This is a genomic window from Paenibacillus glycanilyticus NBRC 16618 (genome assembly GCF_004000805.1).
Taxonomy (GTDB): domain Bacteria; phylum Bacillota; class Bacilli; order Paenibacillales; family Paenibacillaceae; genus Pristimantibacillus; species Pristimantibacillus glycanilyticus.
In genome coordinates this window covers 15226-29608 of sequence record NZ_BILY01000048.1, presented here as the reverse complement: position 1 = coordinate 29608, position 14383 = coordinate 15226, and the positions used below count along the sequence as shown (strand labels likewise).

At 50.6% G+C, this 14383-nt stretch carries 10 protein-coding genes and 1 other annotated feature; of the genes, 6 read left to right on the top strand and 4 right to left on the bottom strand.

Annotated features, from left to right (window positions below; translation table 11 throughout):
* Positions 1 to 76: 76 nt before the first annotated feature.
* The 3 genes from PGL01S_RS27145 (at position 77) to PGL01S_RS27135 (ending at position 2649) form a co-directional block, all read left to right on the top strand.
* Positions 77 to 973, top strand: coding sequence for an alpha/beta fold hydrolase (locus PGL01S_RS27145; protein WP_127498264.1), 897 nt, complete (start codon positions 77 to 79; stop codon positions 971 to 973).
* A 54-nt stretch (positions 974 to 1027) separates the two neighbouring features.
* Positions 1028 to 1249 carry a nucleotidyltransferase family protein gene (locus PGL01S_RS27140; protein WP_244935772.1) on the top strand — a complete coding sequence of 74 codons (222 nt, stop codon included), beginning with the start codon at positions 1028 to 1030 and terminating at the stop codon, positions 1247 to 1249.
* A gap of 96 nt (positions 1250 to 1345) precedes the next feature.
* Positions 1346 to 1603 (top strand) — a binding site (T-box leader).
* A gap of 50 nt (positions 1604 to 1653) precedes the next feature.
* The gene (locus tag PGL01S_RS27135) at positions 1654 to 2649 is read left to right on the top strand and encodes a tryptophan--tRNA ligase (RefSeq protein WP_127498261.1); all 996 of its coding nucleotides are present in this window, start codon (positions 1654 to 1656) and stop codon (positions 2647 to 2649) included.
* A gap of 55 nt (positions 2650 to 2704) precedes the next feature.
* Here PGL01S_RS27135 and PGL01S_RS27130 read toward each other — a convergent pair whose 3' ends face one another.
* The 3 genes from PGL01S_RS27130 to PGL01S_RS27120 form a co-directional block, all read right to left on the bottom strand.
* Complete coding sequence (locus tag PGL01S_RS27130) at positions 2705 to 3298, bottom strand: YdeI/OmpD-associated family protein (RefSeq protein ID WP_127498259.1); 594 nt, start codon at positions 3296 to 3298, stop codon at positions 2705 to 2707.
* 20 nt (positions 3299 to 3318) lie between these two features.
* Complete coding sequence (locus PGL01S_RS27125; protein ID WP_127498298.1) at positions 3319 to 3951, bottom strand: pyridoxamine 5'-phosphate oxidase family protein; 633 nt, start codon at positions 3949 to 3951, stop codon at positions 3319 to 3321.
* A 422-nt stretch (positions 3952 to 4373) separates the two neighbouring features.
* Entirely contained in the window at positions 4374 to 5258 is an 885-nt protein-coding gene (locus PGL01S_RS27120) for a helix-turn-helix transcriptional regulator (RefSeq protein WP_127498257.1), read from the bottom strand.
* 324 nt (positions 5259 to 5582) lie between these two features.
* Here PGL01S_RS27120 and yicI point away from each other — a divergent pair, with 324 nt between their 5' ends.
* Complete coding sequence (gene yicI / locus PGL01S_RS27115) at positions 5583 to 7898, top strand: alpha-xylosidase (RefSeq protein ID WP_127498255.1); 2316 nt, start codon at positions 5583 to 5585, stop codon at positions 7896 to 7898.
* A 141-nt stretch (positions 7899 to 8039) separates the two neighbouring features.
* Here the strand turns inward: yicI and PGL01S_RS27110 are convergent, their stop codons facing one another.
* Positions 8040 to 10862 carry a glycoside hydrolase family 3 protein gene (locus PGL01S_RS27110; RefSeq protein WP_127498253.1) on the bottom strand — a complete coding sequence of 941 codons (2823 nt, stop codon included), beginning with the start codon at positions 10860 to 10862 and terminating at the stop codon, positions 8040 to 8042.
* Positions 10863 to 11032: 170 nt separating this feature from the next.
* Between PGL01S_RS27110 and PGL01S_RS27105 the strand changes: the two genes are divergently transcribed.
* Positions 11033 to 12820, top strand: a complete 1788-nt coding sequence (locus PGL01S_RS27105; RefSeq protein WP_127498250.1) for a sensor histidine kinase — start codon at positions 11033 to 11035, stop codon at positions 12818 to 12820.
* Positions 12813 to 14336 (top strand): response regulator transcription factor, encoded by a 1524-nt coding sequence (locus tag PGL01S_RS27100; RefSeq protein ID WP_127498247.1) that lies wholly within the window; start codon positions 12813 to 12815, stop codon positions 14334 to 14336. The genes PGL01S_RS27105 and PGL01S_RS27100 overlap by 8 nt, the downstream gene beginning before the upstream one ends.
* Positions 14337 to 14383: the final 47 nt, after the last annotated feature.

The following is a 14383-nucleotide window of genomic DNA, read 5'->3' as shown; positions in this document are numbered from 1 at the left end:
ATGTGACTTAAAGTCAACAGACGGATGGACGTAATGGCGATATGATAGATGCAGTTCATTGTCGTAGGAGGATTCTATGCCATTTATCCAATTACGGGATATTCCGGTCAACTATCAGATATATAACGCGGAATCCGCTTCGGAAACGATTGTTTTGATACATGGATTGGGACTTAACCTGGAAATATGGGAGCCTATTCTTCCATTTATGAAGGAGCATTACCGGGTTGTTCTGCTGGATCTGCGGGGACATGGCCTGACGGAGAGAGGCGACGTTCCCTTAAGCTGGGAGTTGTTTACCGAAGATTTGCTTATGCTGCTGACCAAGCTCGAGCTTGGTCCCGTTCACCTGCTCGGACATGGCTTTGGCGCAAGCCTAGCCGTAAAGTTCAGTATAGAGCATGCTGAGCTGGTGAAAAGCCTTGTTCTGTTGTCGACGCCTGCCTTTTTGCCGAGAAAAACGGTAGCGTCCATTATCCAAGGCCGCAAGCAGCTCATTAGTAAAGGAAGCATGCTGAATCTTGCGGAAAGCTTGGTTAACGGAATCTTCAAGCTGACGGAGGAGCATGCATTATACCGTAAAATCATTGCAGGCTATATGGCCGTATCGCCGGAGACTTACTTCGATACATTCGAATTGTATGGGGAATCGCCGGTTAACGAGGATTTCGCTCGGTTGGCCCATCCTACGCTGACGCTGATCGGCTCCGAGGATTCGATCTCCCTGACATCCAATGCGCTGTCTTCACAGCTGCTTATGCATTCATCCGTCGTTGTGGTTCCTAGCGCAACCAATACGTTATTCATTGATCAGCCGCAATTTACGTTTGAACGGATTCGCGAGTTTATTAAGGATCCATCGCAGGTGGCAACGGATTACGCCTCCTTCGAATGTCATGTCGCGAAATACGTGATGCAGTATTTCAATGAAGCTTTTGAACAGGTGCTGAACAAAAAAGCGGTACAGGCTTAGGGCCTGTATCGCTTTTTTTTGGATTATAATAGAACATTATCGCTAATAGGATTGGTGAGGATCATTGACATAAATAACACGATTCCGAATATTGTTGACCGCCTGAAACAAGTAGGAGGCGTAGCTGCAATTGTTCTTGGCGGTTCAAGGGCTAGAGGGACGGAGAGCCCCGAATCGGATATCGATATTGGGATTTACTATGACTCCGAGGCAGGTCTCGATATAACCGGGCTTCGTAAAGCTGCTGCCGGAATGGACGACGAGCATAGAACCTGATGCGGGAGCTCATTGAGGAAACGGAACAACTTATGAAGTAAGTATTTGACAAATCTATGCGTTCTGTTGTAAAAATGGAATAAGAAAATCATATGCCAACTTGCGATGATGAAGAGAGTACGCATAACGAATACTCCAGAGAGCTGATGGATGGTGAGAATCAGTGTAGGGATTATGCCGAAGTGGGCTTCTGAGCATCCAAACCGAAAAGAATTTGAGTAGGCTTTGGCGAAAGTCTCGTCGTTACAAGAGACGCGTATTCCAGCATCCAGCATGCGTCGATACGTCAAAGCGAGTCCGATTTGCGCGAATCGGGCTAATGAAGGTGGTACCACGGGGTTTCTCGTCCTTTCCAAGGATGAGGGCCCCTTTTTTATTTCTATGTTGAAGAAGGGAGCAAGCACATGAGCACGGTATTGACGGGTATCAAGCCAACAGGAAGAGTGCATATCGGCAATTACATCGCGGCTATTAAGCCGGCGCTGGAAATTGCAAAAAATCGGGATAACACGGCGTTGTATTTTATCGCGGATTATCACGGTTTAACGTTTATTCAAAATCGGGATGAGTTTAACGACTTATCTTACGGGATTGCCGCAACCTGGCTGGCTTTGGGGCTTGATCCGGAGCAGGTTGTATTTTACCGCCAATCCGACGTGCCGGAAATTTTCGAGCTAAGCTGGATTCTGGCTTGCATGGCGCCAAAGGGTCTTATGAATCGTGCTCATGCGTATAAGGCGATCGTGGATAAGAACGAGCAGCTTGACGTGGATACCGATACTGGTGTGAACATGGGCTTGTTTACGTACCCGATCCTGATGGCGGCGGATATTTTGCTTTTTCAGACGGATCAAGTTCCCGTCGGCAAAGATCAAATTCAGCATGTCGAGATTGCAAGGGATCTGGCGGAAGCTTTTAATCGCATTTATGGCGATACCTTTAAGCTGCCTAATTACATCGTGGATGAGCAAACGGCCGTAATACCGGGACTGGATGGACGGAAAATGAGCAAAAGCTACAATAATACGATTCCGTTGTTCGAAACGGCCGACAGCTTGAAGAAGCTGGTAAGCAAAATCAAGACCGATTCTACCCCGCCGAACGAGCCGAAAGATCCCGAGGCTTCGAATGTTTTTCTGCTCTATAAAGAGTTTGCCGCGGATGCGCAGATTGAGGTTATGCGGGAAAGGTATCGGAGCGGTATCAGCTGGGGAGAAGCCAAGCAGGAGCTTTATCAGGTTATGAACGCATTCTTGGAGGGACCGCGGGAGAAGTATAATCGATACATGGCGGACAGAGATCAAATCGATGATATTTTGAGAGATGGCGCAAGGAAAGCAAGAGCGGTAGCTCAACCCCTGCTGGAGCAGGTGAAATACAGGTTGGGGCGATACAGGTAGACAATAAGAGCAAAACTCTACGGCCTCTTTAAATGAGGTGGTAGAGTTTTCTGGTTTAATCATTTAATCCTTTGCCGTCAAGAATTTGCTGGTAGTATTTTTCAATTCTGGCTTCGCGCGTTTTGGGTTGCTTGGCAGCGGAGAAATGAAGCAGGTAGGCTCTTTGCCGGCCTGGAGTTAAGGCTTCAAATGCTTCCTTAAACGCAGGCTGGTCATCGAATCTGGTTTGGAGCTCTTCAGGGACCGCATACTCGTCATGCTTTTTATAAGGAATTTCCTGACCGGATTTCTCTACCTCAATGGCTTCATATATATAAGCCTTCAGGATATCTTCCAATTCTATGATTTGCTCCACATTCGTGAACCGGATTTGGCGAGCAGCCTGCACGTTTTCCGTCTGTTGAATGAGAATGCCGTTAGGGTCCTTGAGTAGAGCGCCCTTTTGAAACAGGATGGCGCAATAATCCTTAAAGCCGTGGATGATTAGAATGTTTTTGCCCTCAAACGTGTAGCAGGGATGCATCCACTTGAAATCCTCGGTCAGCTCGCAATCAAGCACGATTTCTCTTAGCTTGATATATTCTTCCTTCCACTTCTTGGACTTGTTTATAAAGCCGTCAACTTTGCGGTTTAAAGTACTGTTTGTCATCGAAAAACCTCACATTAAGATTAATACAACCGATTCTTATAGCCATCCTCAAGCCGGGCGGCAATGACTTCCGGGGTTGAGCCAGCCAGGTTGGCATGCTCCGAAATGATTCGGGCGGGGGAGGGCAGCTGCTTTTTGCCGAGCCAGGTTTCGGGCTTCCACAGCTGGGAACGGAGAAATGCTTTCGCGCAATGCATATAGCATTCCTCGACCTTTACGACGATCCCGATTTGAGGCACGCGGTCTTTTACGGAAAGCGGCTTTAAAAGCTTCTCCTCTTTCGTTATGTAAGCATGGCCGTTTATTCTTAAAGTTTCTCCAAGTCCCGGAATAAAAAACTGCATGCCGATATGCGGATTCGATAAAATGTTGCGCAAGGTATCTATTCTTTTATTGCCCGGACGTTCCGGAATTATAAGATGCTTATCGTCCAAAACATGAACAAATCCAGGCGCATCGCCTCTTGGGGAGACATCGCAATTCCCGTTGGAATCCGCAGTCGATACAACGAGAAAAGGGGACTTGGCGATAAAATCGCGGCAGTTAGCATCTAATAGGGAAATAACCTTATGCTCGACAAGCTCGCTCGGATAGCCGATTAACGATCGAAGCTCGGCTTCGGAAGTAATCAACTGGCTTTGATCTATTTCTATCAAAACGAAATCACCCTCTCAAGGATATTCCATTATTTTACCATAGATTGGAAGGGGTTACGAGGTGCCGTGCTGACTTTTCAGGGCGGAATTTGAATAGATATATAGAAGGGACTGACCAAAAGCTTTGCGGCTTACGGTCAGTCCCTTTCTTCTGCGGCTTAACGATGTGGGACATCGTTAAGCCGTGTTATAAGTACCTTTTTAATGCTCTTAACGATACGGGACATTGTTAAGAACGCTGAAATGAGCGGAAAAAGCTCTATTTGAAGTGAAATGCGGCTGCTTAACGATGCGGCGCATCGTTAAGCTTAGGTAAAAGTTAGGTTGGTACTCTCTTAACGATGCCGCGCATCGTTAAGGAAGGATCCTGAACTAGTACAACTAGTGCGGCATTCTACTTGTAATTCGCACCGTCCTAGTTACGCGTTTTCCTGCAGCCGACTCCGGTATTCCCTCGGCGTGCAGCCAAAGCGCTGGCGGAACACGGTGTTGAAGTAGCTTAAGCTGTTGAAGCCAACGTCGAGCGCAACCTCCATGATCTTGGCATCGGATTGCCGCAGACGGCTGGCCGCCTGTTGGACGCGGTAGCTGTTCATATATTCGATTGGGCTTTTTGTGGTCATCCGTTTGAAGAACCGGCAAAAATACGACTCGCTCATTCTTGCCAGCTCGGCGAGCTTCTGCAAAGGAATAGGCTCGGCATAATTCTGTTCGATATATTCGATTACCGTCTTGAGCCGCTCAATCCGGAAGCCTTCCTGTTCCGGCTTTACCCGTACGGACGGTTTTCCCAGGCTGACCAGCTTAGCGAATATGCTGAACAGCAATCCTTTTATCGTAAGCTCCGAAGAGGTATGTTCGTGACGATGAACCTCAAACAACTGTTCGAGCAAGGCAAGAAGCTCCATGCCGGAGCCGGGTTCCCGGCGCAAATGGGCTGGTACTTCGTATCTTCCCTCAAGAACGGGAGATATATAACGGTCGAACAAATAATCGATGGATCCGCTGCTGAACAAGCTGGAATGGAACACAACAGCCTCGAAAGAGCATGGTTTATCTCCTACAACATACCCGGAATGAAGCTCGCCGGAATTAACGAAGATCGCTTCCCTCGCCTGCAGCTCGTAATCCTGCAGATCGACACGGAATACGGCTGTTCCTTCCGTCACAAGCAGCAGTTCAAGCTCGTCATGCCAATGCAAATCGAGTAGCGGAGCATCAGCCGGACAGGTGATTTCGTACAAGCTTACCGGATAGATGGGGGTACCATGCTTGCGTGCTTCTTTCAGCAATGATTTATCCATAAACAAAACTCCTATAGAAAAATAGACAATGTCAAAATCGTGATAATAATGAGCAATATTTAGGCAGAGTTAAAGAGAATAAGACAATATTATTATATCATAACCGTTTACAAGGTACGAGAAGCTACTGAGTACCTAGCAACAACCCAGAAATCCTTGCACGGCAAGACTTTTATGACGTTTCATTAAGCAAACGCTTACGAAGCTATAATTGCTTCGCAATTATTAAGCAAATGCTTACGAAGTATGAATTGCTTCACAATTCATAAGCGAATGCTTACGAAGCTATAATTGCTTCGCAATTATTTTAGGAGGAACCCAAACATGAAATTTACCGATGGTTATTGGCAAATTCGCGAAGGCGTTCATATGCAGCATCCGGTTGATGTTCGCGAATTGAAAGAAAAGAACGGCAAGCTGACGGCTTACATGGCAACAAAGCCCGTTGTCATCAAAGGCGATACGCTGAACGGCACGATGCTTACAGCGGAGATCAGCTCTCCAATCCCCGATGTTATTAAAGTTCGCTGGGTTCACCATGCCGGCGTGAAGCAAGTTGGCCCTGAATTCGAAACTCTTGTGGATGCAAATCATAGCGTATCCGTTGAACATGACGAGCAATACACAACACTGACAAGCGGCGGCCTGCAGGCACGCATCCGCAAATCGCCGACTTGGGGCCTGGAATTCATCCAGAACGGCCGCAAGGTGACGGGCACAGCGCAAAAGGCTGCGGCTTACGTACAAGAGCAAGGCAAAGCGTTCTTCCGCGAAATGCTGGATCTTGGCGTTGGCGAGCAAGTATACGGTCTTGGCGAGCGCTTCACTCCGTTCATTAAGAACGGCCAGGTAGTTGATTCCTGGAACGAAGACGGCGGCACAAGCTCCGAGCAAGCTTACAAAAACGTACCTTTCTATTTGTCCAGCGCAGGTTATGGCGTATTCGTCAACCATCCGGAACGCGTATCGTTCGAGATTGGCTCCGAGGTTGTATCGAAGGTTGGCTTCAGCGTACCGGGCGAGCATCTGGAATACTTCATCGTAGGCGGCAAAACGCTCAAGGATGTACTCGACAACTACACGAAGCTGACCGGCAAACCGGCATTACCTCCGGCATGGTCGTTTGGCCTATGGCTGACAACGTCGTTTACGACGGACTATGATGAAGCAACGGTTAACAGCTTTATTGAAGGAATGGCTGAGCGCAATATTCCGCTTCATGTCTTCCATTTCGACTGCTTCTGGATGAAAGAATACGAATGGTGCAACTTCGAGTGGGATGCGGACATGTTCCCGGATCCGGAAGGCATGCTTCGCCGCCTGAAAGAACGCGGTCTTCGCATTTGCGTATGGATCAACTCCTACATCGGCCAGAAGTCGCCTCTCTTCCAGGAAGGCATGGTGAATGGCTATCTCGTTCGCAAGCCGGACGGCAGCGTATGGCAATGGGATAAATGGCAAGCGGGCATGGGCCTTGTCGACTTCACGAACCCGGATGCGGTGAAATGGTACAAAGGTCATTTGAAACGTCTGATGGATATGGGCGTCGACTGCTTCAAAACGGACTTCGGCGAGCGTATCCCTACGGATGTCATTTACTTCGACGGTTCCGATCCGCAAAAAATGCACAATTACTATACGCAGCTGTACAACAAAGCGGTATTCGAAGTGCTGGAAGAAAACCGCGGCAAAAACGAAGCGATGCTGTTCGCGCGTTCGGCTACGGCTGGCGGCCAGCAGTACCCGGTGCATTGGGGCGGCGACTGCTCAGCGAACTATGATTCCATGGCGGAATCGCTCCGCGGCGGCCTGTCGCTTGGCCTGTCCGGCTTTGGCTTCTGGAGCCACGATATCAGCGGCTTCGAACGGACGGCTCCACCGGATATCTACAAGCGTTGGGTAGCTTTCGGCATGCTCAGCTCGCATAGCCGTCTTCACGGCAACGAGTCGTACCGCGTGCCTTGGCTCTTTGACGAAGAATCCGTTGACGTGCTTCGTTACTTCACGGAGCTTAAGAGCAGCTTGATGCCTTATCTGTTCAACCATGCGGTTGAAGCAACGGACAAAGGCGTACCGATGATGCGCGCGATGGTTCTCGAGTTCCCTGAGGATCCAACGACTCATTATCTGGATCGCCAGTACATGTTGGGCGAAAGCCTGCTTGTCGCTCCAATCTTTAACACCGAGGGTACAGCGAAATATTACGTACCGGCGGGCAAATGGACCAGCTTGATCGACGGCACGACGGTTGAAGGCGGCAAATGGGTGGAAGAACAGCACGGCTACAGCTCGATTCCATTGCTTGTTCGTCCTAACACGCTTCTTGCCATCGGCAGCAATAACCAAAAGCCGGACTACGATTATGCGGATAACGTAACGCTGCACCTGTTCGAGCTGGAAGACGGCGCAACAGCGAAAGCGGTTATCCATGATCTGAACGGCCAGCCGCAAGCAACAGCTACGGCTACACGTACAGGCAGCACAATCGAAATCAGCTACGAAGGCACAGGCAAGCCATGGCAGGCCGTATTGCGCGGTATTGCGCAGGCAGCGGCCGTTGAAGGCGCTGAATCGCAGCAAACATCCGAAGGCTTGAAGCTTGTTCCAGCCTCCGGTCAGAAGATCATTGTAAAACTGTAAGTTTGTAAAACGATAGGCGACCGGCCGCTTGCTCCCAAAGAGCAAGCGGCTGTTTGCCCATTCGTACGTAACAAAGATACGCACGGCAATAGAAAAAGCCCGGAAAGGGAGTTTTACTCCCATCTCCGGGCTAACAAACAGCTATTTGCCGAAGCGGAACCAGCTCAGCTTCGTTTCGCCTTCGCCTTGAACAACCAGATACACTTGATGCTTGCCGGCTGCTCGCTCAATCGATCCGCTGACAGTCTGCCAAGCGGAGCTTGCTTGCAGCGTCAGGCTGCCAACGAGCGGACCGTCCGGAGCATTCAGGCGGATTTCCAGGGCTGCGCCTTTCGCAGACAAGGCTCTTGCTTCGAAGAAGCAGATTTCTTCGCCGATCAGGACGTCATCGTAACGGAGCCAAGCAGCGGACGATGTTGTTGCTGCGCTGTCGCCGCCTTCGGTACTGTCGCTGATGATGATATTGGAATAATCGTCATAATTCACGGCACCGGTAACTTGGGACAAATCGCGTGGCGGAATCGTCTCGCCGGCAACGGTCAAGTTTCCTTCCAGGCGGATATCGCCGGAGGATGCTCCAACGAGGAACGCATAGCTGCCTTGCTCGACGCACATTTTGCTTCTGGTCACATCCCAGAAAGCGAGGGCGGAACGATCCAGCGCGAAGCTTACTTCCCTGGATTCGCCGGCAGCAAGCGCAATGCGTTCGAACGATTGGAGCTGTCTGAGCGGACGCTTCACGCGGGATTCCAAGGCTCTTGTGTACAGCTGAACTACTTCTTCGCCGTCTGCTTCGCTAGTATTCGTAATGCGGAAGCTAACGGTTATCGAATTTTCGGACTGCTCAAGCGCGAGAGCATCGTACTGGAAACGGCTGTAGGATAGACCGTGTCCGAATGGATATAATGGCTTTCCGGCAAAATACTGGTAAGTGCGTTCGCTTTTGATAATATCGTAATCCATAAATTCGCCAAGCTGGTCAGCCGACTCATACCAGGTCATGTTGACGCGTCCAGCCGGGTTATAATCGCCGAATAGGACGTCTGCCAGTGCATGGCCAAGCTCTTGGCCGGCATGCGACAGATAGACGATCGCAGGAATATTCTCCTGTACCCAAGGCATGGCGAACGGATAGCTGCCGACAACAACAACTACGGTATTCGGATTAACGGCGTAGACTTCGCGGATGAGCTTTTCTTGATAAGCGGCAAGCGTCAGGTCAGGGCGGTCAATCGTCTCTTTTCCGTTAATGAGCGGATGGTTGCCGACAACAACAACCGCAACTTCGTTGTTGCGCGCGGCAGCAATTGCTTCCTGCAGTCCGTCGGTTTCTTTTTCCATGGCAAATGGCTCCGCCATAATCGCATCGCCATCTTGGACTTCCAAGGCTCCGGTCTCGGCATTTACGGTTACGGGACGATTGTTCCAGGTCGTGAAGGTCACGACGTTCTCGTCATGCTGCGGGCGAACGTGGAATACTTCCTTGGTGAACCATTCCCAAATATGCTCGGACGATGCGGTGATTTTCTCGTCGTCGGTCGTCAGGTAGAGCTTGTTGTTCTCCGCGATGAGAGTATGGCTGTCCCAGCCCCAGTCGGTTGTTTCGAACAGATCGGCAGAATCGGCACCTTGGGAGCTTGCGGACAGCGAGTTTTTCTCGTCGCTTCCAAGCGTCACGTACTTGCCGTTCTTCAGCGATTTGAGCTTCACGCGGCTGCTGCCCGTTGCAAGGGTTACCGCTTGATGGGTACCGTTCAATTTCTTCCGAATGCCTTCGAACGGCGAAATGGAGTAAGGCATAAGACCGCTATACCAGTCGCGGTACACCATGCCGGCCAGCGGGCCGATAACGGCGGCTTTGCTCAGCTTATCCGCGGATAGCGGCAGGATACCGTCGTTTTTGAGCAGCACGATGCTCTTGCGTACGGCATCAAGGGCAAGCTCGGCATGCATCGGCTTCATGATGACGGATTCGTCAATTGCCGCATACGGGTTGCGCTCCGCCGGATCAAATTCGCCAAGGCGGAAGCGGACGCGGAACGTATTGCGCAGCGCGATGTCGAGATCATTTTCCGTCAGCATTCCTTCGGCCAGCGCATCGCGGATCGCCTGCTTCGAAATCGGATGATCGTCGGTGATGCTGTCTACGCCGGCTTTGATCGTGAGAGCTACAGCTTCCTTGTACGTGTCGACGTAATGATGGTCGTTGACGGTGCCAAGCACGTCGCCGGCGTCGCTTACGACAAAACCGTTCATGCCCCAATCCCGCTTAACGATGTTGTTCACATCCGGATTGATGTTGGCGGGAACGCCGTTCACCGAGTTGTAGGCGGTCATCATCGACAGCGCTCCGCCTTCCTTGAACGGAATTTCGAACGCTTTCAGGTAGTATTCGTGCTTATTGCGCGGGTCCAGGCTGACGGAGCATTCTCCGCGGTCCACTTCATTGTTGTTGCCGATAAAATGCTTGAGCGATGCGACCGCTTTCACGTAAAACGGATGGTCGCCCTGAATGCCTTGCGTCAGCGCGGCGGACAGCTTGCCAGTCAGATGCGGGTCTTCGCCGTAAGCTTCTTCGGTGCGGCCCCAGCGCGGATCGCGCTCCATATCGACGGTTGGTGCCCATAACGTCAAGCCGTTATGCGTCGGATTCTGGGCATAGAAGCCACGTGCTTCGTCGCCGATGACGCTTCCGATCTTGCGGAGCAGGTCTTTGTCCCAGGTACAAGCGAGTCCAATCGGCTGAGGGAAAGTGGTTGCTTCGCCCAGCCAGGCCATGCCATGCGCCGCTTCGGTGCCGTGCTTGTAGGCTTTAACGCCAAGATGGCCAATCTCGTCCTGGTACTGGCACATCAGATTGATTTTTTCTTCCAGGGTGAATCGGTTAACCAAATCATTAACGCGCTGCTCGAGCGGCAGGTCGGGGTTTTGAAATGGATATTTTGCTTCCGAATGTTGGGTCACGACAAAAGTCAGCTCCTTTAATTGTAAGGGGTTTCAAAAAATTCTAACATGCCTGCGCAACCGTTCATACCCGACAAATTGGAGATAAAATCCCTGTACAATTAGCGGTTGAACCCCTAGAATGTAAACGCAATCAAATATTTTCGTAATGGTGACGGGGGGCTTGCAAGATGTTTCAGATGTTCTCGCACCTGCTCAACAACGTAAAGCTGAGAACAAAGCTCATCTTATCCTGTATCGTAGTCGCATTCATCCCAATTCTGATCGTTGGCGTGTTTCTGACAAACGAGCTGCGCAATATGGCGCTGGATAACGCGATGGAGCAGACGCATACAAACGTGCAGCGGGTCAAAGCAAGGACGACCGAGCTGATGAATGTCGCTTACGACAGCGCTTACCGTCTGGAGAACAGCCGGCTGGAGGCGGTGACGAACCGGAAATACGAATCGACCTACGAGGTCGTTAAAGCATACCGGGAATATACCGATTTCAATGAGATTAGGCAGCAGCATGACGAAGTAGCGAATATCCGGTTTTACATGGAGAATCCAACGATGCTGAACAACTGGGATTTCATCCAGCCGGACAATTCGATTAAGGAAACCTTCTGGTATACGAAAGCATTAAAACCCGGCAGCGGCGTGAATTGGTATTATCTCGAGGACGAGCGGGACAAACGTAGTTATTTGAGTCTCGTGCGCGGAATAAGCTTTTCGAGCAACCATTCAAGCGGCGTCCTGGTCATTACGCTTAATATGCAGGCGCTGAACAGCATCCTGAATCAGGAATCGTTCGAGACGATGATTGTTGACGACAATAACCGGATTGTTGCCGCAAACCGGATGGGCCGGGCGGGGAAAACGCTGCAGGAAATCGACTACGAGCAAAGCATCGTGGAAGAGAAGAGCGGAATGTACTCCGCGAATATAGACGGTCAAGCCTCGCGTGTCCTGATAGAGCCTTTGATACCCGAAGCCAGCGGAAATACGCTTCGCATTATTTCGGTATTTTCGGTAGACACGATTGTAGCGGATGCCAACCGGATTAACTCGCTTGCCTTAACGGTTATTTCAATCAGCTTGATTATTGCCATTTTCCTGATTATAGGCGTATCCACGATTATAACGAAGCGGATGCTCCGCTTGAGCAAGCATATTACGAAGGTTGCGACCGGCAAGCTTGACATCGTGATGGAGATTGACGGCAGGGATGAGATTGGACAGCTGTCCAGGCAGTTTAATTCCATGGTGTCGAGCATTAATAGCCTCGTTGAGGAAGTCCAGGAATCCAACAAGATGAAAAGCCTGCTTGAAGCCAAGCAGAACGAAATCAAACTGAAGATGATGGCCAGCCAGATTAATCCGCATTTCCTGTTTAACGCGCTGGAATCGATCCGGATGAAAGCCCATTTGAAAGGGGAAAAGGAGATTTCGCAGGTTGTCCGCCTGCTTGGCAAGTTAATGAGGCGCAGCATCGAGGTCAGCCAGCGGCTTACTCCTCTTGCCGATGAGATCGATATTGTCCGCTGTTATTTGGATATTCAGAAATTCAGGTATGAGGACCGTTTATCCTACGAGCTTCATGTGGATCCGATTGTGGAAAGAGTGTCGATTCCTCCTCTTATTATTCAGCCGCTTGTCGAGAATGCCGTGATTCACGGCTTCGAGAACAAGATGGAGGGCGGCATGGTAACGGTTCGGGCAGTAAGGGAAGGCGATTACGTCCGGGTTGAAGTCATCGATAACGGAGCGGGGATGTCCCGTGAGAAAATAGATAAGCTTACCCAGCATTTGAACGAAACAGAGGATGCAGAAAACAACCGGATTGGTCTGCGCAATGTCCATTTACGCCTGCAGCTGACGTACGGACCGGAGCACGGGCTTCAATACGAGAGTGAACCGGGTATAGGGACGAAGGTTTCCTTCACCTTGCCTTTTGGGGAGGATTTATATGTATAAAGTATTGCTTGTAGACGATGAACCGATGATCCGGGAAGGACTCCGGACTTTGCTGGAATGGGAGAGTCTCGGTTATGAAGTGGTTGACACCGCAGCCAACGGCAAGGATGCCCTGCACAAATGCGAACAGCATGAGCTGGATCTCATTATCGTGGACATTCGCATGCCGGAGATGAACGGGCTTGAGCTGATCCGAACGATCCGCGAAAACGGCGGCACGATGCATGTATTGATCCTAAGCGGCTACGCGGATTTCGAGTATGCCAAGCAGGCTATTGTCCAGCGGATTGACGGGTATTTGCTGAAGCCCGTTGACGAGGACGAGCTGATGGACTACTTGCAATCCCTGAGGAAAGAGCTCGATCTCGAGTATGAGACGCGCCGGAAAAGCTTGGATGAACGCCAAGGCAATGCGGAGGATGACTTGAAGCGTCTGCTTGTTGAAGGAACGCCGGGCCCAAGCCTGTCTAAGCTTTCCGCTTCGCCGGATTGGAAGGAGTTCGAATTGCTGCTCGTCAAGACGCATGAACGGAATGAGGAGGAAACGGCCGGATATGCCCAGATTAAACACAGGTTATCCGAGCGGCTGGAGCAGTCAGGTGCGGGTCTTGCTATCGCCATGGAGCCGTATTTGCTGATCCTGCTGAACAAAGGCCTGGACAATGAACGCTTCCGCCGGGAAACGCATGCGATAATCGCCGATGCCTGCGAAGGATTGGCTTCGGATTTTACCGTCGTGTCGGGAGGCAAGGCAGCGTGTTGCGCGGATATTCCGGCTGTCTATAAGAAGGCGCTTGAACGGATGAAAAACAGGTTCTTCCTGGAGAGCGGACAGATCATGGCGGAGGATCTGCATTTGCCGGCAGGCAGTGGGGATTGCAAGCCGGATTTGACCGGAACGGCGGAGAAGCTTTACCTGGCGCTAGAGATTGTAAACAGGGAGGCAATCCGGCAGCAGATCGAGGAATCCGCGGAAGCGATGAAAGCGATGGGCTTTGGCGAAGCCGAGATGAAGGCGGCATTTGTTGAGCTTGTGTCGGCCGTCCTCGATAAGCTCGCGTCCAAGCGGCCGGAGCTTCCGGTCCGCGATTACCGGCAGCGCATACCGGAGCTGTTCCGCGAATACCGGATGAGCTCGCTGACCAGACTTGTTGCGGCGATCATCGATCAGATTGCCGACGCTCTCGACAACTCGTCCGCGGACAAGCAGATCAATCGCATGATCGACTTGATTCACCGGAATTACAAGGAGAACCTGAAAATGGAGACGCTCGCCGAATTATTTAACTATAACAGCGCTTATCTCGGCAAGTTGTTCAAGCAGGTAACAGGAGAAAACTTCAACACGTATCTGGATAAAGTACGGATGGAACAAGCGAAAATATTACTGGAGCAAGGACTTAAGGTGTACCAGGTTGCGGAGATGGTCGGCTATGCGAACGTCGATTATTTCCACAGCAAATTCCGCAAGTATGTAGGCTCTTCGCCGTCTGTTTTCCGAAAGAAAGAATCCTGACAGGAACGCGTGGTTTTCTCTCTCCGGAGAAAATCATGCGTTTTTTT

What these genes read in the sequence shown, in the direction of transcription:
- PGL01S_RS27130 (WP_127498259.1), bottom strand. Translation starts at nt 3,298, where the DNA reads ATGACAAACAGTACTTTAAACCGCAAAGTTGACGGCTTTATAAACAAG.
- PGL01S_RS27145 (WP_127498264.1), top strand. Translation starts at nt 77, where the DNA reads ATGCCATTTATCCAATTACGGGATATTCCGGTCAACTATCAGATATAT.
- PGL01S_RS27105 (WP_127498250.1), top strand. Translation starts at nt 11,033, where the DNA reads ATGTTTCAGATGTTCTCGCACCTGCTCAACAACGTAAAGCTGAGAACA.
- PGL01S_RS27100 (WP_127498247.1), top strand. Translation starts at nt 12,813, where the DNA reads ATGTATAAAGTATTGCTTGTAGACGATGAACCGATGATCCGGGAAGGA.
- PGL01S_RS27120 (WP_127498257.1), bottom strand. Translation starts at nt 5,258, where the DNA reads ATGGATAAATCATTGCTGAAAGAAGCACGCAAGCATGGTACCCCCATC.
- PGL01S_RS27135 (WP_127498261.1), top strand. Translation starts at nt 1,654, where the DNA reads ATGAGCACGGTATTGACGGGTATCAAGCCAACAGGAAGAGTGCATATC.
- yicI (WP_127498255.1), top strand. Translation starts at nt 5,583, where the DNA reads ATGAAATTTACCGATGGTTATTGGCAAATTCGCGAAGGCGTTCATATG.